Annotated in this window: 23 protein-coding genes and 1 riboswitch; of the genes, 13 read left to right on the top strand and 10 right to left on the bottom strand. The window is 66.1% G+C overall.

The annotated features are described in order from the left end of the window. Positions 1–19: 19 nt before the first annotated feature. From J2T47_RS08255 to J2T47_RS08235, 5 genes are all read left to right on the top strand, one after another. Complete coding sequence (locus J2T47_RS08255; RefSeq protein WP_253444539.1) at positions 20–691, top strand: DNA-3-methyladenine glycosylase I; 672 nt, start codon at positions 20–22, stop codon at positions 689–691. Positions 692–720: 29 nt separating this feature from the next. Next, a complete protein-coding gene (locus tag J2T47_RS08250) occupies positions 721–1,485 on the top strand; it encodes an NAD-dependent protein deacylase (protein WP_253444536.1) in 765 nt (254 codons plus the stop codon). 69 nt (positions 1,486–1,554) lie between these two features. Further along, positions 1,555–2,181, top strand: a complete 627-nt coding sequence (locus tag J2T47_RS08245) for a C40 family peptidase (protein WP_253444533.1) — start codon at positions 1,555–1,557, stop codon at positions 2,179–2,181. An 80-nt stretch (positions 2,182–2,261) separates the two neighbouring features. Then, entirely contained in the window at positions 2,262–2,792 is a 531-nt protein-coding gene (locus J2T47_RS08240) for a C40 family peptidase (RefSeq protein WP_253444530.1), read from the top strand. A 15-nt stretch (positions 2,793–2,807) separates the two neighbouring features. After that, the gene (locus tag J2T47_RS08235; protein ID WP_253444527.1) at positions 2,808–3,470 is read left to right on the top strand and encodes an O-methyltransferase; all 663 of its coding nucleotides are present in this window, start codon (positions 2,808–2,810) and stop codon (positions 3,468–3,470) included. Between the two features lie 59 nt (positions 3,471–3,529). Here the strand turns inward: J2T47_RS08235 and J2T47_RS08230 are convergent, their stop codons facing one another. From J2T47_RS08230 to J2T47_RS08210, 5 genes are all read right to left on the bottom strand, one after another. Continuing rightward, entirely contained in the window at positions 3,530–4,228 is a 699-nt protein-coding gene (locus J2T47_RS08230) for a pirin family protein (RefSeq protein WP_253444524.1), read from the bottom strand. Positions 4,229–4,354: 126 nt separating this feature from the next. Then, positions 4,355–5,122, bottom strand: coding sequence for an L-cystine ABC transporter ATP-binding protein TcyN (gene tcyN / locus J2T47_RS08225; RefSeq protein ID WP_253444522.1), 768 nt, complete (start codon positions 5,120–5,122; stop codon positions 4,355–4,357). Next, the gene (gene tcyL, locus J2T47_RS08220; RefSeq protein WP_301295430.1) at positions 5,119–5,793 is read right to left on the bottom strand and encodes a cystine ABC transporter permease; all 675 of its coding nucleotides are present in this window, start codon (positions 5,791–5,793) and stop codon (positions 5,119–5,121) included. Before tcyL ends, tcyN begins: the two co-directional genes overlap by 4 nt. After that, positions 5,790–6,590 carry a cystine ABC transporter substrate-binding protein gene (gene tcyJ / locus J2T47_RS08215; RefSeq protein WP_253444519.1) on the bottom strand — a complete coding sequence of 267 codons (801 nt, stop codon included), beginning with the start codon at positions 6,588–6,590 and terminating at the stop codon, positions 5,790–5,792. The genes tcyL and tcyJ overlap by 4 nt, the downstream gene beginning before the upstream one ends. A gap of 119 nt (positions 6,591–6,709) precedes the next feature. Beyond that, positions 6,710–7,711: a D-cysteine desulfhydrase gene (locus J2T47_RS08210; protein WP_253444515.1), complete on the bottom strand. Its 1,002-nt coding sequence runs from the start codon at positions 7,709–7,711 to the stop codon at positions 6,710–6,712. A gap of 254 nt (positions 7,712–7,965) precedes the next feature. Between J2T47_RS08210 and J2T47_RS08205 the strand changes: the two genes are divergently transcribed. From J2T47_RS08205 to J2T47_RS08195, 3 genes are all read left to right on the top strand, one after another. After that, on the top strand, positions 7,966–8,403 hold the full coding sequence (locus J2T47_RS08205) for a hypothetical protein (protein WP_253444512.1): 438 nt from the start codon (positions 7,966–7,968) through the stop codon (positions 8,401–8,403). 117 nt (positions 8,404–8,520) lie between these two features. Further along, the gene (locus tag J2T47_RS08200; protein WP_138526277.1) at positions 8,521–8,727 is read left to right on the top strand and encodes a hypothetical protein; all 207 of its coding nucleotides are present in this window, start codon (positions 8,521–8,523) and stop codon (positions 8,725–8,727) included. Positions 8,728–8,926: 199 nt separating this feature from the next. Then, positions 8,927–9,178 carry a hypothetical protein gene (locus J2T47_RS08195; protein WP_253444509.1) on the top strand — a complete coding sequence of 84 codons (252 nt, stop codon included), beginning with the start codon at positions 8,927–8,929 and terminating at the stop codon, positions 9,176–9,178. Between the two features lie 44 nt (positions 9,179–9,222). Here J2T47_RS08195 and J2T47_RS08190 read toward each other — a convergent pair whose 3' ends face one another. The 5 genes from J2T47_RS08190 to J2T47_RS08170 form a co-directional block, all read right to left on the bottom strand. Then, positions 9,223–11,223: an acyltransferase family protein gene (locus J2T47_RS08190; RefSeq protein WP_253444506.1), complete on the bottom strand. Its 2,001-nt coding sequence runs from the start codon at positions 11,221–11,223 to the stop codon at positions 9,223–9,225. Between the two features lie 264 nt (positions 11,224–11,487). Then, entirely contained in the window at positions 11,488–12,123 is a 636-nt protein-coding gene (locus tag J2T47_RS08185) for an ABC-type transport auxiliary lipoprotein family protein (RefSeq protein ID WP_253444503.1), read from the bottom strand. Then, positions 12,120–13,061, bottom strand: coding sequence for an MlaD family protein (locus tag J2T47_RS08180; RefSeq protein ID WP_253444500.1), 942 nt, complete (start codon positions 13,059–13,061; stop codon positions 12,120–12,122). The genes J2T47_RS08185 and J2T47_RS08180 overlap by 4 nt, the downstream gene beginning before the upstream one ends. Further along, on the bottom strand, positions 13,062–13,847 hold the full coding sequence (locus J2T47_RS08175) for an ABC transporter ATP-binding protein (RefSeq protein ID WP_253444497.1): 786 nt from the start codon (positions 13,845–13,847) through the stop codon (positions 13,062–13,064). After that, positions 13,844–14,989 carry an ABC transporter permease gene (locus J2T47_RS08170; RefSeq protein WP_253444494.1) on the bottom strand — a complete coding sequence of 382 codons (1,146 nt, stop codon included), beginning with the start codon at positions 14,987–14,989 and terminating at the stop codon, positions 13,844–13,846. The genes J2T47_RS08175 and J2T47_RS08170 overlap by 4 nt, the downstream gene beginning before the upstream one ends. A gap of 130 nt (positions 14,990–15,119) precedes the next feature. After that, positions 15,120–15,341: riboswitch (cobalamin riboswitch) on the top strand. A 271-nt stretch (positions 15,342–15,612) separates the two neighbouring features. Between J2T47_RS08170 and cobO the strand changes: the two genes are divergently transcribed. The 5 genes from cobO to cobD are packed head-to-tail and all read left to right on the top strand — an operon-like array spanning position 15,613 to position 20,119. Then, on the top strand, positions 15,613–16,224 hold the full coding sequence (gene cobO / locus J2T47_RS08165) for a cob(I)yrinic acid a,c-diamide adenosyltransferase (protein WP_253444491.1): 612 nt from the start codon (positions 15,613–15,615) through the stop codon (positions 16,222–16,224). Between the two features lie 28 nt (positions 16,225–16,252). Beyond that, positions 16,253–17,545, top strand: a complete 1,293-nt coding sequence (locus J2T47_RS08160; protein WP_253444488.1) for a cobyrinate a,c-diamide synthase — start codon at positions 16,253–16,255, stop codon at positions 17,543–17,545. Then, the gene (bluB, locus tag J2T47_RS08155; protein WP_253444485.1) at positions 17,542–18,192 is read left to right on the top strand and encodes a 5,6-dimethylbenzimidazole synthase; all 651 of its coding nucleotides are present in this window, start codon (positions 17,542–17,544) and stop codon (positions 18,190–18,192) included. Before J2T47_RS08160 ends, bluB begins: the two co-directional genes overlap by 4 nt. Then, positions 18,189–19,118, top strand: coding sequence for an adenosylcobinamide-phosphate synthase CbiB (cbiB, locus tag J2T47_RS08150; protein WP_253444480.1), 930 nt, complete (start codon positions 18,189–18,191; stop codon positions 19,116–19,118). The genes bluB and cbiB overlap by 4 nt, the downstream gene beginning before the upstream one ends. After that, positions 19,118–20,119 carry a threonine-phosphate decarboxylase CobD gene (cobD, locus tag J2T47_RS08145; RefSeq protein ID WP_253444477.1) on the top strand — a complete coding sequence of 334 codons (1,002 nt, stop codon included), beginning with the start codon at positions 19,118–19,120 and terminating at the stop codon, positions 20,117–20,119. Before cbiB ends, cobD begins: the two co-directional genes overlap by 1 nt. Positions 20,120–20,127 lie beyond the last annotated feature (8 nt).

Raw genomic sequence — 20,127 nt, 5'->3', positions numbered from 1 at the left:
GACCTCGCAAGGACGCCCGATGCGCGATTACCCGTGGCTGTACGAATACTGCCTGAACCGCTTCGGTTCGGTCGAAGCGCTGGAGGCCCGGCTGCCGCAGGCCAAGTCGCCGGCAGAGCTGCTGGCGATCGGCGATGATCGTTACCTGTCGCTGATCAGCCTGCGCATCTTTCGCGCCGGTCTCAAGCACAGCCTGGTGGACGCCAAGTGGCCGGCCTTCGAGGAGGTTTTCTTCGGCTTCGACCCGGAGAAGGTCGTGCTGATGGGCGGCGAGCGCCTGGAAAACCTGATGCAGGAGACCCGGCTGATCCGCCACCTGGGCAAGCTCAAGAGCGTGCCGCGCAATGCTCAGTTCGTCCTCGACATCGCGCGCGAATACGGCAGCTTCGGCAGGCTGCTGGCCGACTGGCCATCCAGTGACATCGTCGGCCTGTGGAAGCTGCTGGCCAAGCGGGGCAATCAGTTGGGCGGCATGTCCGCGCCGCGGTTCCTGCGCATGGCCGGCAAGGACACCTTCGTTCTCAGTGATGATGTGGTCGCGGCGCTCAAGGCCCAGGAAATCGTCGACAAGACGCCGACCAGCCTGAAGGATCTGGCGCTCGTACAAACTGCGTTCAACACCTGGCAGGAACAAAGTGGCCGTCCGCTGTGCCAGATATCGATGATGCTGTCGTACACGGTCAACCACTGACGCGCGGCCCGGCCGCGGAGGAGGGGCGCATGGATTCGGCCATCGAACGCACCGGCGCAGCGCTGGCTCGCGCCGAACGCATCCTGGTGATTACCGGTGCCGGGCTCTCCGCCGATTCGGGCATGCCGACCTATCGCGGCCTGGGTGGTCTCTACAATGGCCGCACGGAGGAAGGGATACCCATCGAGGTGGCGATCTCCGGTCCGATGCTGCAGAAGGACCCCGCGCTGTGCTGGAAGTACCTGGCCGAACTGGGCAAGGCCTGCCTGAATGCGCAGCCCAATGCAGGCCACGATGCCATCGCCGAACTGCAAGGGCTGAAGCCCGAGTGCTGGGTGCTGACGCAGAACATCGATGGCTTCCATCGTCGCGCCGGCTCGCCAGCGGAGCGGCTGATCGAGATCCATGGCGAGTTGGCGCCGCTGTACTGCCAGTCGTGCGGGCTGGAAAGCCCTGAGCTGGCGGGGCATCTGGGTGGCCTGCTGCCGCCGAAGTGCGCGCGCTGTGCAGGCGTCCTGCGCCCGCCGGTGGTGCTGTTCGAGGAGAGGCTGCCGGAGGAAGCGATCGACACGCTCTATGCGCAATTGCGCAAGGGATTCGACGCCGTTCTGCTGGTGGGGACCACCGCGAGTTTCCCCTATATCATCGAGCCCGTGCTGCGCACGCGGGACGCGGGAGGCTTTACCGCCGAGGTGAATCCGGGGCTGACCGACCTCAGTTCGGTGGTCGAAGAAAGAATGGTGGGTCGAGCCTTAGACATTATGCCGCGCCTGCTGGGTCACATTCCGCGATAAAAAACTTGCATTGGCCTCATTGAGCGGGCAAATTAGCCCGCTAATAAATGGAGCTAATGAGACACGGTCGTGCCCATGCTTAAACGCTTAGCACCCCTCGTGCCCATGAGTTTCGTTCTGCTGCTGGCAGCTTGCGCCAGCCATTCGCCGGAATCGCAGCCGAACCAGGTCGCTTCAGTGCCTGCCACTCGAGCCGCGTTCCAGGTCAACCAGCACAACATAGCGCTGGTGAATGAGTCGCAGGACGAGGGGGCCAAAAACGATAACGGCAGTTCCACTGCCCATGTATCCGACATTCTGGACCGCGCGTTCTCGCTGATCGGTACTCCGTACCGCTTTGGTGGGAAATCCGAGCGGACCGGCTTCGACTGCAGCGGCTTCGTGGGCTATCTGTTCCGCGAAGAAGCGGGCATCAGCCTGCCGCGCTCCACGCGTGAGATGATCAACATGGACGTCCCGCTGGTCTCGAAAGAAGACCTGCAGCCGGGCGACCTGATCTTCTTCAATAACCGTGGTCGCGGTCGAGTCAGCCATGCCGGCATCTACATCGGTGACGGACAGTTCATCCACTCCGCCAGCCGCCGTGGCGGTGGTGTGCGGGTGGACAGCCTGGACGAGAGCTACTGGCGCCTGAGCTACATGGAAGCCAAGCGCGTACTCGAGCCCGGCTACGAGCCGAAGACGGTGACCCGCTAAACTTAAAGTTTTACTTTAAGTATTGCGCTCAACTCACTGTTGGTACAAAGTGATGGCACTCCTTGACGGGATGCCATCACATGCTCGTTCCTCAGCGCATCATTCTTCTCGCTGTTCTCGCCTCGCTGGCCGCCTGCGCCAGTCGCACACCGCCGTCGCCGCCGCCCGTGGTGAACGCGCCCGCTGCTCCCGTCTACAACACCCAGGCCGCTGACGATGTCCTGATCCGTGCCATTGGCCTGGTCGGTACGCCCTATCGCTGGGGCGGCAACACACCCGATAGCGGCTTCGATTGCAGCGGCCTGATCGGCTACGTCTATCGTGATGCCACTGGCCTGATGCTGCCGCGTTCTACTCGCGAGATGATCTCCATGCGCGCTCCTACCGTTGGCCGCGAGTCCCTGCAGAGCGGCGATCTGGTGTTCTTCGCCACCAGCGGTGGACGGGGTGTCAGCCATGCGGGTATCTATGTCGGGGAAGGGCGCTTCGTTCATGCGCCCAGAACGGGCGGGACCGTACGCCTGGACAGCCTCGACAGCGCCTATTGGCAGAAAGCCTTCCTGGAAGCCAAGCGTGTCCTCGCCGTGCAGAGTCTCGCCCTCCACCCCTGATTCTCAGGAGGGCCCATGACCACCCGCACGCTGAACCTGGACGACTCGCTCTACCGGTACCTTATCGACGTCTCCCTGCGCGATTCCCCAGCCAAGGCACGGCTGCGCGCCGAGACTGCCAACCTGCCGATGTCCCGCTGGCAGGTCGCCCCGGAACAGGGGCAGTTCCTCGCCCTGCTGGTCAGACTGACCGGCGCCAAGCGTATCCTCGAGATCGGCACCTTCACCGGCTACAGCGCCCTGTGCATGGCCGAGGCCTTGCCGGAGGGCGGCCATATCCTTTGTTGCGATCTGCCCGGTGAGTACAACGACATCGCCCGGGGCTACTGGCATGACGCTGGCGTCGATACGCGCATCGAACTGCGCCTCGGGCCGGCGCTGGCCACGCTGGAAGCCCTGATTGCCGGCGACCAGCAAGGCAGCTTCGACCTGGTCTTCATCGATGCCGACAAGGCCAACTATCCCATTTACCTGGAGCATGCCCTGACCCTGTTGCGCGAAGGCGGCCTGGCGGTCTTCGACAACGTGCTGTGGAGTGGGCGGGTGCTGGAGACCAGCCCGGAAAGCGCGGATACACGGGCGATCCAGCAACTCAACCTCGCGTTGAAGAAGGATGAGCGCGTGGATTACTCGCTGGTGCCGATCGGCGATGGCATGAGCCTCTGCCGCAAGCGTTGAATCCTGCGCATAAAAAAGGCACGCCAGTTGGCGTGCCTTTTTCGTTACCAGCGCCTGATTCAGGCGACGTCGACCAGGATCACTTCGCTGTCTTCCAGCGCCGTGACCTTCACCACCGACTCGTCGGCGATGGCCGCACCGTCGCGGGCCAGCAGTTCGACGCCGTTGACCTCGACCTTGCCGGTTGCCGGCACCAGGTAGGCGCGACGACCGTTGCCCAGTTCGTACTCGGTGGTCTGGCCGGCCTTCAGGGTGGCGGCGACCATACGGCCTTCGGCGCGGATGCGTAGGGCATCGCCGTCGTTTTCATAGCCGCTGGCCAGGGTCACGAAGCGCCCGGCGCGGTCGCCCTTCGGGAAGGGCTTGGCGCCCCAGGACGGCGTGCCGCCACGGACCGAGGGGATGATCCAGATCTGGAAGATCTTGGTGACATCCTTCTCCAGGTTGTACTCGGAGTGCACGATGCCCGAGCCTGCGCTCATCACCTGCACGTCACCTGCTTCGGTGCGGCCCTTGTTGCCCAGGCTGTCCTGGTGGGTGATCGCGCCCTGGCGGACGTAGGTGATGATTTCCATCTCACGGTGCGGGTGCGGCGGGAAGCCGGTGCCGGCGGCGATTTCGTCATCGTTCCAGACGCGGAGGTTGCCCCAGTCCATGCGCTCGGCGTCGTAGTATTCGGCGAACGAGAAGTGGTGCTTGGCGTTGAGCCAGCCGTGGTTGGCGCCGCCGAGTTGCTGGAAGGGTCTGCGTTCGATCATGACTTAGTCCTCGTGGGGCGCGGTTGGCCGATGGGCCAGTCCGCGCGGTTCATGGGACTATCTTCTCGCGCAGTTGATCGATAGAAAAGCGCAAATATCGGCACATATGAATCGAATAATCCGATCTTATTCCGCCGTGCGCTTCTCGCCCTGATCGAGGAACTTGCTGAGGAACTGGCGGGTGCGCTCTTCCTTCGGGTGAGCGAACAAGGCCTTGGCATCGCCCTGTTCGACGATCACGCCCTTGTCGATGAAGATCGCCCGGTTGGCGACGTCGCGGGCGAAGCTCATCTCGTGGGTGACGATGACCATGGTGCGCTTTTCCTGGGCCAGGCCGCGGATGGTTGCCAGGACCTCGCCGACCAGTTCCGGGTCCAGCGCCGAGGTGGGTTCGTCGAACAGGATCACGTCCGGCTGCATGGCCAGGGCGCGGGCGATGGCGACGCGCTGTTGCTGGCCGCCGGAAAGGCGCTTGGGATAGGAGTCCTCCTTGCCGGCCAGCCCGACCTTCGCCAGCAGCTGGCGGGCACGCTCGATGGCCTGGGCGCGCGGCTCCTTCTTCACGATGATCGGGCCTTCCACCACGTTCTCCAGCGCGGTGCGGTGGGGGAACAGGTTGAAGTTCTGGAAGACGAAGCCCACATGCTGGCGCAGCTTGCGGATCAGCCCCTGCTGGCTGCTGAGCGGCCTGGATGCATCGATGAGGATCTCGCCGACCTTGATGGTGCCGCCGTTGGGCACCTCCAGCAGGTTCAGGCAGCGCAGCAGGGTGGTCTTGCCCGAGCCGCTGGGGCCGATGATCGCGACCACTTCGCCGGCCTCGACGGTCAGGTCGATGCCCTTGAGCACCTCCTGGCCGCGGAACTGCTTGGTCAGCTGGCGTACTTCGATCATGCGTCGTGCTCCTGGTCGTGACGGTTGACCCGGTCTTCCAGGCGGTTCTGCAGGTGCGACAGGATACTGGCGAGGATCCAGTAGATCAGTGCGGCCGCGAGGTACATGGTGAAGACCTCGAAGGTGCGTGCGGTGATCAGTTGAGCCTGGCGGAACAGTTCCGGGACCTGGATGGTGGCAGCCAGGGCGGTGTCCTTGACCAGCGAGATGAAGCTGTTGCCCAGCGGCGGCAGGGCGGTGCGCGCGGCCTGCGGCAGGATCACCCGGCGCAGGGTCTCGGCGCGGGTCATGCCGATGCTGGCGGCGGCTTCCCACTGGCCCTTGTCGATGGAGCCGATGGCGGCGCGGAGGATTTCGCAGACATAGGCGGCCATGTTCAGCGAGAAGCCGATCAGCGCCGCGGGCAGTGGGTCGAGTTCGATGCCGGCCTGGGGCAGGCCGTAATAGATCATGAAGAGCTGGACCAGCAACGGCGTGCCGCGGAAGAACGACACGTAGATGCGCGCGATCCAGCGCACGGGAGTGAAACCGTACAGGCGCATCAGCGCCAGGACGAAACCGAGCAGCAGTCCGAAGAACATGCCGCCTACGCTGAGGACTACCGTGAAGACCGCGCCCTTCAACAGGAAGGGCGCGGAATCCAGCGCAAGCTGCAGGCTTGCGTCGATCATTGGGTCACGTCAGCCTTGAACCACTTTTCCGACAGCTGTTTCAGCGAGCCGTCGGCGCGCAGTTTCTCGATGGCCTTGTTCAGCGCCGCGAGCAGCTCCGGGTTGCCTTTGCGCAGGGCGATGCCGGCTTCCTGGCGGGCGAAGGGCGCGCCGGTTAGAGCCATGGCACCGTTGGTCTTGTTGACCATGTCGAAGGCAGCCAGGCGGTCCACCAGGATCACGTCGATACGGCCGCTGCGCAGGTCCTGGAACTTGGTCGGGTCGTCTTCGTAGGTGCGCACGTCAGCCTGCGGCACGTGCTCGCGCAGCCACTGCTCGTAGTTGGTGCCCAGGCCGACGCCGACCTTCACGCCCGCAAGTTTCTCCGGCGTGTCGTACTTGCCTTCGTCACCCTTGCGCACCAGCGCCTGGATGCCGGAAACGGTGTAGGCGTCGGAGAAGTCGTACTTCTTCTTGCGCTCCTCGGAGATGGTCACCTGGTTGATCACCAGGTCCAGGCGCTTGGATTCCAGCGCGGCGAGGATGCCGTCCCACTTGGTCGGCTGCAGTTTGGCGGTGGCGCCCAGCTCCTTGGCGATCAGGTTGGAGAAGTCCACTTCGAAACCGGCCAGCTTGCCGTTCTCGTCCTGGAAGCTGAAGGGTGGGTAGGTGCCCTCGAGACCGACGCGGACTTCGCCCTTGGACTTGATCTGGGCGAGCAGGTCCTCAGCGGCCTGGGCCTGGCCGAAGAGGCTGGCGCCGAGGGAGAGGGTCAGGCTGGCAAGCAGGAAATGACGTCGCAGTGCGGAGAAGGTCATGGTGGTCCCCGTTTTTGGTGTTTTAAGCAGGTTAGTCAACGCGTGGCGACTATATGGGCAGAATCGTTATGCAATAAAATAATAAAAAATTACATACCTAGTTCTGAATATTAGGTAGGTCAATTCGCCGAATGGTAGGCGAACAGCGCCGGTGAACCACCGGTGTGCAGGAACAGGATCGGTCCGGGTTTCAAGAAGCGGTCACGGCGAATGCCATCGAGCAGGCCGGCCATGGCCTTGCCGGTGTACACCGGGTCCAGCAGCAGGCCTTCCTGGCTGGCCAGCAGGCGAACCGCCTCCAGCGTGCCGGCATTGGGTTCGCCATAGCGCGGGCCGAAGTAGTCGTCCCACAGTTGGATTGCCGGCCGCGCCGGCGCGTCGTGGCCGAGCAGTTCCAGAGTCCGCTCGACCAGCCCCGCCACTTTTGGCCGCTGCGCCGCGTCGGTGCGCGAGACCGTCACGCCGATGACGTCCAGCTCCGGCAGTTCATCGGCCAGGGCGATCGCCAGGCCCGCATGGGTGCCGGCGCTGCCGGAGGCGAGCACCACGGCGGAGAACTCCTGGCCGCTGCCGCGAATCTGCTCCGCCAGCTCCAGCCCGGCGCGCACGTAACCCAGGGCGCCCAGTGCATTGGAGCCGCCAATGGGCACGATGCAGGGCTTGCGGCCTTCCCGGCGCAGACGTTCGCCGGCCTGTGCCAGCAACTCGTCCGCGGTATCGAGGTTGGGCACCAGCTCGACCTCGGTGCCGAACAGGTCCAGCAGCAGGCGGTTGCCGTTGCTCAGGTAGTTACGGTCGTCGGTGCCGATGGGGTTTTCCAGCAGCGCCAAGCAGCGCAGGCCGAGCTTCGCCGCGACGGCGGCGGTCTGGCGTACATGGTTGGACTGGATCGCGCCAGCGGTGACCAGTGTGTCGGCACCGGTCTTCAGGGCATCGGCGGCGAGGAATTCCAGTTTGCGCACCTTGTTGCCGCCCAGGGCGAAGGGGGTGGTGTCGTCACGCTTTACATACAGCTCGCGGCCCAGCTGCACGGACAGCCGCTCCAGCTTGTCCAGCGGCGTCGGGCCACCGGCCAGGTCGAGTCGGGAAAAGCGGGCGAGGGCTTCGCGCAGGGAGCTCATGGCGGGTTCTCGGAGTGACGGCGGGATGCGTCACGATAGAGCGCGTGAGGGGCGGCCGCAATGTGGCCGGCGGCCGCGTGACGCCGACCTGCACGGGAATGTCGCGCGGCGATCCGCGATCTTGCCGCGGGAATCTCCGGAGGCTGTGAATCAATGTGCGGACAGCGGCGCGGCGAACCGCTACGCTCCACGCTCAGATCCGGAATCCATAACCGGGCGATAACGAAAACAGGAAAACCAGGGCGGGAAATCCGATGACTTCAGCAGTACCTTCACGCGCTTCGCTGCAACGCTGGATGCTTCAGCTGCTCGGCGCACTGGCCCTGATGCTGGGGCTGAGCAGTCCGGCGCTGGCGGACCGGGTGATTCCCTCGGGGATGATGGTGGGTTTCGTCGACAGCGCGGTGTACCCGGTGATCACGCTCAAGCGGCCGAAGCCGAGCCTGCTGCGCCAGGTCATCACCATCGGGCTGTACAACAAGACCATCAGCTATCCGCTGTCGGTCAGTATCCGCATCCGCGATGAGAACAACCGCTTCATGGTCTACGGCCTGCTGCCGAAGATCACCGGCAAGTTCGTCGGCATCAAGATGGGCCAGGACAGCCGGATCAGCCAGATCTGGGTGATGACCGAAGCCGAAGCGACCGAGTACGTGACCCGCCCGGACACACTGTTCCCGCCGACGAGTTGATGGCTCTGCTTGCGGGTTGAAGGCCCTGCCCGTGCCGCTCGTGCGGGCGGGCAGCCGGAAGAGGGCGACTTCGGCTATCATGGGCACCGATTGAAACCCTTCAGAACCGGTCTACCCATGACGTCCTCCCAGCAGCCGCCCCGCGACGACAGCGCCGACAACGCGCAGGAACAACCCAAACTCTCCCTGGCCGAACTGGCCAAGGCCGCACTGGCCGCGCAGCAGCAGGCGAAAACCGCCTACCAGCATCGCAAACCTCACGACCAGGCCGAGTACCGCCCGCCGCACCCGCGTGGCTCGCGTCGCTCGATGGGCAAGCGCTGATCCAGCCTCTCGTCCGAAACACCGTCAGCCGGCGCTCTTGCGGGGGCGCTGGCTGAACTGCGGCGACCGGTATCGGTCGTATTCGCATCGGCCTTGCCATGCTGGCTGGCCATTCCCGCTCTCGCGAACCCGTCACGGATCGACACCTGCGCCGCGCTCTGCCCAGGCAGAAAGGGTGCCTCGCGTCCAAGGAGAATCCATGAAAGCCCTCGTTCCTGTCCTTTCTCTGCTGGCGCTCGCCGGCTGCATCACCATGACCGGCAACTTCGAAGTCAGCGCCCATGACGAGTCCGGCAAGGCCCTGAGCAACGGCAAGTTCCTTGCCCACGGCAGTGGCATCTACACCGTGCGCAACTCACTCTGCTCGGTCTACCCGAAGGCCATCGTCACCATCAAGGACGTGGAGTCGGATCAGGAACTGGAAGGCGAAAGCCCCTATCACTGCCGCTGACCCCGGGGCCCGGTGAATGCCCGGCCGGGCCAGACGCCGGCCGCTCAGAGCAATGATCGCCCTGCCTGTCGGGGCGATGTGGCCTGTTCCTCGCCCACCAGACGCTCGGTGAATATCGGCCTGAACATCGGTACCAGCAGACGGTTGCCGAATTCGCTCAGGTGATCGTCGTCGTAGTACAGCGGTCGGCCGTCGCGGCTGGCCGCGCATTGCTGGCCGTCGCACAGGTAGGGGATGGGGTCGAGCAGATGGGCGCCGCACTGCTTGCCGGCAAGGTCCTGTACGTGGTTGACGAAGGCATTGCGCTGCCGGTAGGCCTGCTGGGGCATGGACACCTTGCGCTCGCGCTTGAGCAGCATGGCTCGGCCCATGACTTCTGGCACCCGCACGCCCATTTCCGGGGTCGGGCGGACCAGGTACAGCGGATGGTTCGCCGCCAGCTCGCACGCGGTAGCCACGTAGTGCCGGCGGTAGTCGTCCAACAGCGCGGGGCTGGAGGCCGCCTCGGGCTCGGTGAAGTACAGCTTCGGCTTGTTCGGCGTTTCGTCCGCTTCGCCGGCCAGGCCACCGAACAGGTAGTAGGACGCCCGATTGATCACGATCACCGGCGTGCCCGGCAGGAGGCTGGCCTGGCGCTGTTGCAGGCGCCCGAGAATCTTCTGGCAGACCTCCTGCTTGGGCGTGTCCAGCTGGGCGCCGAAGATGATCGGGCAGCCGCTGGTGCCGATGAACAGAACGCCATCGGCGGCATTGGGCAGGCTGGCAACGATGGCATTCACCGTTGCCTGGGCGTGGCTGTCGCCCAGCACGATGGCGCGGGTATTCGGGCCGCCGTACTGGCATTCGGTTTTGGCGTCGCACTCGTCCAGGCGCGGGTTGCGGTTCTCGCGCTCATCGTCCACGCGCTGTACGGCCTCAGGCAGGCGTTGCGCGAAATCCGCCTTGCGCACCACCTTTGCCGGCCCCATCACCACCAGCATGGCGACAACGACTGCCACCGTCGCCGCCAACGGGCGCAGGTAGCCGAGACGGCGGCTGCTGGGCTGCTCCACCCAGTGATAGGACAGGTGGCCCAGCGTCAGGGTCAGCATCAGCCCGACAGCGATGGCCAGCGGCTGCCGGGAAAGCTCCAGGTAGGCCAGCGCAACCACGACTGGCCAATGCCAGAGATAGATCGAGTAGGAACGCGTTCCCAGCCATTGGGCAACGGTGTTGGCGGTCAGTCGCGCGTCGTCACGGCGCGCCAGCAGCACCAGAGCGGCGCCGCTCACGGGGACAAGGCTCAGCAGCCCCGGCCAGCTCATCTGCGGGGTGATGAAAAGCAGCGAGCCGATGATCAGTGCCATGCCGGCACGTTCCAGCCAGGGGCTCACGCGGGCATCGGGCTGCCAGCGGGTCTGGACCATGAAGGCCACGCCGCCAGCGAGCAATTCCCAGGCGCGCGAAGGGAAGAAGTAGAAAGCCTTCGAAGGCTCGGTGTCAGCCAGTACCACGCAGTACGCCAACGAAGCCAGCGCCGTGGCACCCAGCAGCGGGAGCAGCCAGCGGCGGCCGCCGAACCAGCGCCAGGCGGCCACCAGCAGCAGCGGGAAGAGCAGGTAGAACTGCCATTCCACCGACAGCGACCAGGTGTGCAGAAGCCACTTGTCATGGGAGGCGACGTCGAAATAGCCGGCCTCTTTCATGAACATGCGATTGGAGGTGAACAGCACGCTGCCCCAGACGTGCTTGCCCAGGCGCTGGTAGTCCGATGGCAGCAGGAAGAACCAGCCAAGGACCAGCAGCACCGCGCAGAGCAACAGCAGTGCAGGCAGGATGCGGCGGGCGCGGGCGAGGTAGAAGTTCCAGAAGGAGAATCCGCCGGGTGCAGCCAATGCGCCGAGGATGATCCCGGTCATCAGGTAGCCGGAGATGACGAAGAAGACATCCACGCCAACGAAGCCACCGGTAAAGCCGCTGATACCGAAGTGATACAAAACCACCGCGACGACGGCCCAGGCCCGCAGGCCATTGATGTCGTGACGGAAACTGCCAGGACTGCGCAACAAAGGTTCCTCGAACTGCAAATCGGGTGCTGCAAGCCGGCACGGCACCACGCGAGAAAATTGGGACCCTTCCGGGTGGACCGGCAGGGGCGCCGCAATGTATCGCGCCTGATACCTTAATGCTATTAGCGGAGCCCCTATGCTCCGACAGGTGTTGTTCAGATTTCGTACAAAATATGAGCAAAATCCGTGAAGGAAGGTTCCACGGAACTGATCGGCATCAGGGCAGCCGTCATGAAAAAGGCCGGCTTTCGCCGGCCTTTTTCATGGCGCTGTGGAGGGCGGTGCGAGCTTCTGTTGCTGGCCCTGCTGCAACGTCCACTGCACCACCTGCGCGGAAAGCTGGTCGGCCGCCTTGCCAAAGGCGCTGACCACTTCGGGCACCTGCTTGCCGTTCACCGGCTGGCTGACCTCGAAGGTGCGCGAGGCGACGATGCGCTGGCCGAGCGTGCGCACCAGGCGGGCGTCGTAGCGGATGTGGATCACCGGTTTGCCGTTCTGGTACTCGCTCTGGAAGGCGCGCAACTCGCCGGTCAGGTCGAGGTCGGCCTGCAGGCTGGTTTCGTCGCTGCTCAGGGCGCGGACGCTGCCATTGGCGGTGAAGGCGTCGAGCAGGCGGTCACGCAGCAGGCCCGGTGCGCGGTTGCTCCAGCGCGCGCCCTGGTAGCTGCTGAGCTGATTGCCCTGCGGGACCACGGCGATACGATTGCTGTCCAGCGCCAGGCTGGCGTTGGGCGCGCTGACCCGCAATGACCAGTTCACCGCCGCGTTGCTGCGCTCAGGCTGCTGGGCCGCTGGCAGCAGGTAGAAGTCCGGGCTCTCGGCTTCCGGGAGGATCGAGCAGGCGCCCAGCAGGCTGACCAGGGCAGCGGCGCCGAGCAGGCGGGGAAGGGCGGTCATGGCTGGAACTCCTTGTTGCGCTCGCGGCCGAGCAGATAGCCGGTGGGGTTTTCCTGCAGGCGACGGGTGACGCCGCGCAGGTCTTCCAGGGTGGAGCGCAGTTCGCGGATCGCCGGGCCGATCTCGCCCAGGCCATTGAGGCCGCCGTTCACCGAGTCGTAGTTGCTGTTCAGCAACTGCTCCACGCGTTCACTGCTGGTGCGCAGGGAGGCGAGGGTCTTCTGGGTGTCGTCGAGGATGTCCTGGCCCTTCTTGCCGCCCAGCGTCTGATTGGCGCGTTCGAGCAACTGGCTGGCGTTGGCCAGGGTGATGCGCGCCTGCTCGCTGGCGGCGGCCAGTTCCTTGAAGGTCTGGCGGATGTCGTCGCGTTGCTCGGCGACCACGCCGGTGGCCTGGTCGATGTGGTCCAGGGTGCGGCTGATGCGGTCGACGTTCTCCTGGGAGAACATGCGGTTGACGTTGTTGATCAGGTTGTTGATGTTGGTCGCGATGTCCTCGCCGTTGGCCAGCAGCTTGGCGAAGGGCGAGGGGATGGTCTTGATCACCGGCACCTCGCCGTCCTTGCTGGCCAGCGGCGGGCTGTCCTGGGCGGCGCTGGAGAGCTGGATGATGGCCTGGCCGGTGACGCCGGTGAGGGCCAGCTTGGCGCGCGTGTCTTCGCGGATCGGTGTGCTGTCGTAGACGCGGATGCGGGCGCGGACCTTGCGCGGGTCGTTCGGGTCCAGTCGCAGCGACACCACGTCACCCACGCGGATGCCGCTGTACTGCACGGTGCCGCCCTCGGACAGGCCGGTCACCGCCTCGTTGAAGATCACGTCGTAGACCTTGTACTTCTGGTCGTTGCTCGACTGTGCCAGCCACAGGGCGAAGAGCAGCGCGCCAATCGACACGACCAGGGTGAACAGGCCGATCAGTACGTGATGGGCACGGGTTTCCATTCAGCTTTCCTCCCGCAGGTGTTCGGTGGCCTGCAGTGCAGCACGGCCGCGCGGGCCGTGGAAGTATTCCTGTACCCAGGCGTCGTCGGTCCGGGCGACCTGGTCCAGCGGCCCCACCACCAGCACGCGCTTCTGCGACAGCACGGCGACGCGGTCGCAGATGGTGTAGAGGGTGTCGAGGTCGTGGGTGACCAGGAACACCGTGAGGCCGAAGGCGTCGCGCAGGGTCAGGATCAGTTGATCGAAGGCCGCCGCGCCGATGGGGTCGAGGCCAGCGGTGGGTTCGTCGAGGAACAGGATGTCCGGGTCCAGCGCCAGGGCGCGGGCCAGGGCGGCGCGCTTGACCATGCCGCCGGAAAGCTCAGCCGGGTATTTGCTGCCGGCGTCGGGCGGCAGGCCGGCGAGGGAGATCTTCACCTTGGCCATGAACTGCGCGTCCGCGCGGGACAGCCCGGCATGCTCGATCAGCGGCAGGCAGATGTTCTCGCTGACGGTCAGCGAGGAGAACAGCGCGCCGTTCTGGAACAGCACGCCGAAGCGCCTTTCCAGCTTTGAGCGTTCCAGTGGCGGCAGCGCCGGCAGGTTCTGCCCGAACACGTGCACGCTGCCCTCGCTGGGCTGGCGCAGGCCGATGATGCTGCGCAGCAGCACCGACTTGCCGGTGCCCGAGCCGCCGACCACGCCGAGGATCTCGCCCTTCATCACGTCGAGGTCAAGGTGCTCGTGCACGGCGTGGGTGCCGAAGCGGTTGGCGAGGTCGCGGACGACGATGATCGGTTCGCTCACCAGCCCATCTCCATGAAGAACAGCGCGAAGACCGCATCCAGCAGGATCACCACGAAAATCGACTGGACCACGCTGGAGGTCGTGTGCTCACCCACCGACTGCGCACTGCCGCTGACGCGGAAGCCTTCCAGGCAGCCGATCACGGCGATGATGAAGGCGAACACCGGGGCTTTGACGATGCCGACCACGAAGTGCTGCACGGCGATGTCGTTCTGCAGCATGTAGAGGAACATGCGCGGCGAGATATCCAGGGCGAGGGCACAGACCACGCCGCCGCCGAAGATGCCGGAGAGCATCGCCAGGAAGGTCAGCATCGGCAGGGTCAGCAGCAGGGCCAGGACGCGTGGCAGCACCAACAGCTCCACCGGATCGAGACCCAGGGCCTGGATGGCATCGATCTCCTGGTTGGCCTTCATCGAGCCGATCTGCGCGGTGAAGGCGCTGGCGGTGCGACCGGCGAGGAGGATGGCGGTCAGTAGCACGCCGAACTCACGGAGGAAGGAGAAGCCCACCAGGTCGACGGTGTAGATCTGCGCGCCGAATTTCTGCAGCACGGTGGCGCCGAGGAAGGCCACCACCGCCCCGACCATGAAGGTCAGCAGGGCGACGATGGGTACGGCGTCCAGCCCGGTTTCCTCCATGTGCGCGGCCAGCGAGGTGAGGCGCCAGCGTCGCGGGCGGAACAGGTTTCGCAGCAGCGTCTGCAGGGTCAGGCCGATGAAGCCGAGCAGGCCGACCAGGTGCTCGCGGAAGGTGAGGGTGGCGATGCCGATGCGCTCCAGCACATCGACCAGGGCGTTGCCCGGCTCCGGCGCCTTTTCGTCCAGGCGGCACTCGGTGATGGCGCTACCGACGGCGCGCAGCAGTGCCTGGCGTTCGGTGGGAAGGTTGCGGGCGATCTGTTCCAGCTGGCTCATGCGCGCGCCGCCGATGATTTCGGCAAGCAGCGCAGCGCCGGCTGTGTCCAGCGCGCCAAGGCCGGCAAAGTCCAGCTCGGCGGGGGACTCGGCGTGGCGCTGGGCGGCCACCTGGGCTTCCAGCGCGGCGAAATGCGCGAGCGTCCAGTCGCCGCTGATGTGCATCAGCGGTGGGCTGGCGGTGGTGTCGAGCTGAAGCTGGCCGGGCTGGGCGGTCATCGTCATGGTTCGCATTCTAGCGGAGTTACACAGTGCCATGATTGGACAGGTGTGTCGCATTTTAGAGCGGCTGCCTTGAGCTGGGACAAGCCCGGCGACATCCTGTTCAATTGACGCCCCAGCCCGCCAGCCACTAAGCTGCGCGCCTGCTTCAGGTGCTCTCGGCGCAAGCCGCGAGTGAAACAGGGAAGCCGGTGAAATCGATGCGCAATCGACCATTCCGGCGCTGCCCCCGCAACGGTAAGCGAGCTTCGAACCGCAGACAGCCACTGTGCCACGGCATGGGAAGGCGCGGTTCATCGACAGCCTCACGGCGTCACTCGCAAGCCCGGAGACCGGCCTGCTGCATCGCATGGCATCGCGGGAGGCGCTGCCGACGCCGGCGTACTCGCGCCGCGCGTTGCCGTCCTCCGCCTGCCCCGACTGGTCAGTGCCGCGCGGGTGAGAGCGGCGGAGAATCCTTCAGGTGAATTCCCTATTCCCCAGGTCGACAGCCATTGTGCTGGGCGGCCCCTGCTGCATGGCGCTGGTGCGCGCCTGCGGTTCGTCCCTGCCCATTCCACTCCTCGTGCGCTGCCGCCCGGCCGGCAGCCTGGCACCTGCGTGTTCGCTTTCAGGAGCAACCTCCCATGACTGAATCCCCGGAAAAGGACGAGCGCCATCGCTCGCGCATGCAGCGCAAGAAAGCGGTGGTCGACGAGAAGATCGCCCAGGCCCAGGGGGAGCGCGGCGTGTTCCTGGTCAACAGTGGCAACGGCAAGGGCAAGAGCAGCTCGGCCTTCGGCATGGTTGCCCGCGCGCTGGGCCACGGTATGAAGGTCGGCGTGGTGCAGTTCATCAAGGGCGCTGCGACCACGGGCGAGGAGGCTTTCTTCCGCCGCTTCCCTGAGGAAGTCAGCTTCCACGTGATGGGCGAAGGCTTCACCTGGGAAACCCAGGACCGCCAGCGTGACATCGCCAAGGCGCAGTTCGCCTGGGACGTGGCGCGCCAGTTGCTGGCCGACCCCGAGGTCGGCCTGGTGGTGCTGGACGAGGTGAACATCGCCCTCAAGCACGGCTACCTGGAACTGGACACCGTGCTGGCCGATATCGCCGCGCGTCCGCCCATGCAGCATGTGGTTGCCACCGGCCGTGGTGCGCAGCCCGAGATGCTCGAAGCCGCCGACACCGTGACCGAGATGGGCCTGGTGAAACACGCCTTCAAGGCCGGCATCAAGGCGCAGAAAGGGGTGGAGTTCTGATGCATCCCGTTGTGGCGGAGCGCGCCCGATGACTTCGCGCCAATGCCCCGCACTGCTGATCGCCGCCCCGGCTTCCGGGCAGGGCAAGACCACCGTGACCGCCGCCCTGGCGCGCCTGCACACGCGCCTCGGGCGCAAGGTGCGGGTGTTCAAGTGCGGCCCGGATTTCCTCGACCCGATGATCCTCGCCCGCGCCAGTGACGCGCCGGTCTACCAGCTGGACCTGTGGATGGTCGGCGAGGAAGAGAGCCGTCGGCTGCTGTGGGAGGCCGCCGGAGAGGCCGACCTGATCCTCATTGAAGGCGTGATGGGCCTGTTCGATGGCTCGCCGTCGGCGGCCGACCTGGCACGGCGCTTCAATGTGCCGGTGATGGCGGTGATCAACGGCCAGTCCATGGCGCAGACCTTCGGTGCCATGGCCGTTGGCATGGCGACCTACCAGAGCGACCTGCCGTTCTCCGGCGTGCTCGCCAACCGCATCGGCAGCCAGCGTCACCGCGACCTGGTGCGCGACAGCCTGCCGGGCTGGATTCGCTGGTATGGCGCGCTGCCGCGCGATACCGAAGTGGAGCTGCCCAGCCGTCACCTGGGCCTGGTGCAGGCCGATGAACTGGCCGACCTCGATGCCCGCCTGGACGCCGCCGCCGATGCACTGGCCGCCAGCGCCAGTACCGAGCTGCCGCTGCCGGTGAGCTTTGCTGCACCCCAGCCGCGTCGCGAAACTTCCCGCCTGGACGGCGTGCGCATCGGTGTGGCGCGGGACAACGCCTTCGCCTTCCTCTACCAGGCCAACCTCGACCTGCTGCGTGCGCTGGGTGCCGAGCTGGTGTTCTTCTCGCCGCTGCGTGATGACGCGTTGCCGGAAGTGGACAGCCTCTACCTGCCCGGCGGCTACCCGGAACTGCACCTGCAGGCGCTGGCCGGCAACCGCGCCATGGCCCAGGCCATCCACGCGCACCACGAGATGGGCAAGCCGATCCTCGCCGAGTGCGGCGGCATGCTTTATCTGCTCGATGCGCTGACCGATGTGGCCGGTGAACGCGCCGCACTGCTCGGCCTGCTGCCGGGCGAAGCGCGCCTGCAGAAGCGCCTCGCCGCGCTGGCGCTGCAAGCGGTGACGCTGCCCGAAGGCACCCTGCGCGGGCACACCTTCCACCATTCGTTGCTGGACAGCAGCGAGGAGCCGCTGGCCCGTGGCGTCTGCCCCAACGACAAGCCGGTGGCCGAAGCGGTGTTTCGCCGTGGCCGGCTCACCGCCTCCTACATCCACTTCTACCTGCCGTCCGATCCGGACGCCGCAGCCGCCCTGTTGAGACCATGACCGAGCACGCCTACAGCCTTGAGGAGCGCGCCGCGCTCTACCGCGCCATCGCCGAGCGCCGCGACATGCGTCATTTCAGCGGCGGCGAGGTAGCGCCCGAACTGCTGGCGCGGCTGCTCGAAGCGGCGCACCAGGCGCCCAGCGTCGGGCTGATGCAGCCGTGGCGGTTCATTCGCGTGACCTCGCGGGAGCTGCGCGCATCGATCCAGGGGTTGGTGGAGGCGGAGCGCGTGCGCACCGCCGAGGCACTGGGCGAGCGTTCCGACGAGTTCATGCGGCTGAAGGTCGAGGGCGTGCTCGACTGCGCCGAAGTACTGGTGGCCGCGCTGATGGATGGCCGCGAGGCACATGTATTCGGTCGTCGCACGTTGCCGCAGATGGACCTGGCCTCGCTATCCTGTGCCATCCAGAACCTCTGGCTGGCCTCGCGTGCCGAAGGTCTGGGCATGGGCTGGGTGTCGCTGTTCGACCCCGCCGCGCTGGGCGAACTGCTCGGCCTGCCAGTGGGTGCCGAGGCAGTGGCAGTGATCTGCCTTGGTCCGGTCAGCGAGTTCTACCCGGCGCCGATGCTGGCCCTGGAAGGCTGGCGCCAACCGCGCGCGCTCAGCGAGCTGCTGTACGAGAACCACTGGGGAGAACAGCCATGAGCCTGGCCCTGCTGAGCGTTCTTGGTGTAGCGCTGGATGCCCTGCTGGGTGAGCCGAAACGCTGGCATCCGCTGATGGCCTTCGGGCGTCTGGCGGATCGGCTGGAACGGCGTTTCAATCGCTCGCGCGCCGACGCCGGAAAGGATACCCCCGGCCTCGGCTGGCGCAGCCATGGCGTCACCGCCTGGATCATCGCCGTCATCCCGCTGACCCTGATTGCGCTGTTGCTCAGCCTCCTGCCCTGCATCGGCTGGGTCGTCCAGGCGCTGGCGCTGTACGCCGCGCTGGGCCTGCGCAGCCTGGGTGAACATGCCGAGCCGGTGGCAGTGGCCCTGCGCGCCGGCGATCTGAACGAGGCACGGTTGCGCGTGGGCTACATGGTCAGCCGCGAAACCGCCGAGCTGGACGACACCGCCGTGGCCCGCGCCGCCACCGAGTCGGTGCTGGAGAACGGCAGCGACGCGGTGTATGCCGCGCTGTTCTGGTTCGCCGTGGCCGGCGCGCCTGGCGTGGTGCTCTATCGCCTGAGCAACACCCTCGACGCCATGTGGGGCTACCGCAACGCGCGCTTCGAACGCTTCGGCTGGGCCGCGGCGAAGATCGACGATGTGCTCAACTACATTCCGGCGCGCCTGGTGGCGTTCACCTATGCGCTGCTCGGCCATACCCGGCTCGCCCTGCGTTGCTGGCGCACGCAGGCGCCACAGTGGGACAGCCCCAACGCCGGCCCGGTGATGGCCGCTGGCGCGGGAGCGCTGGGCGTATCGCTCGGTGGTTCTGCCCGCTACCACGGCGAGCTCCACGAGCGCCCGCAGCTGGGCGAAGGCCCGGCGCCGAGCGCCACGGACATCTGGCGCGCGCTGGCCCTGGTGCGCCAGGGCGTGCTGCTGTGGCTGGTGGTCATCCTCATCCTGGGAGTGCTCTGATGCTCGAACATGGCGGCCGGTTGCGCAAAGCGGCGCAGCAGTACGGTATTCCGCTCTCCGAGTGGCTCGACCTGTCCACCGGTATCTCGCCCTGGCCCTGGACGCTGCCCAGCGTGCCGGCGACGGCCTGGATGCGCCTGCCCGAAGACAGCGACGGCCTGGAAGCCGCTGCGCGCCGCTACTACGGCGCCGAGAAGCTGCTGCCGCTGCCCGGCAGCCAGGCGGCGATCCAGTTGCTGCCGCGCCTGCGCCGACCGGGCAAGGTCGGCGTGGTCTCGCCCTGTTATGCCGAGCACGCCGAGTCCTGGCGTGCCGCCGGGCACATCCTGCGCGAGGTCAGCGACCAGGAGGTCCCCCATCACCTGGAGCGTTTCGACGTGCTGGTGGTGGTCAATCCGAATAACCCCACTGGCCGGCGCATCGAGGCCGGCGTGCTGCTGGAATGGCATGCGCGCCTGCAAGAGCGCGGCGGCTGGCTGGTGGTGGACGAAGCCTTCATGGACTGCACGCCCGAACACAGCCTGGCGCCCAGCTGCGCGAGCCGTCCGGGGCTGATCGTGCTGCGTTCCTTTGGCAAGTTCTTCGGCCTCGCCGGAGCGCGGCTGGGCTTCGCCTTTGCCGAGCCGCGCCTGCTGGATAGCCTGGCGAAGCTGCTCGGCCCCTGGGCGGTGAGCGGCCCGACGCGCTGGGTCGCACAGACGGTACTGGGCGAGTTCCAGGAACAGATCCAGCGCCGCCGCGACCTGCATGAGGCCAGTCGGCATATGGCCGGGCTGCTCGGCGAGCACGGATTTGCCCCGCAGGGTGGCACGGCGCTGTTTCAGTGGGTGGTGTCCATGCGCGCTCACGCATTGCGCGATCACCTGGCGCGCCAGGGCATCCTCGTGCGCCTGTTCGAGACGCCCGCGAGCCTGCGCTTTGGCCTGCCACCCGACGAGAAGGGCTGGGAGCGCCTGGAACACGGCCTGCGCACCTTCAACCAGATGGAGAGCCTGCGGTGAGCACGCTG

Source organism: Pseudomonas nitroreducens (assembly GCF_024170165.1).
In the GTDB taxonomy this organism is placed as follows: Bacteria; Pseudomonadota; Gammaproteobacteria; order Pseudomonadales; family Pseudomonadaceae; genus Pseudomonas; species Pseudomonas nitroreducens_C.
Note: the sequence above shows the minus strand (reverse complement) of the source record. Positions and strands in the feature narration are given on the sequence as shown.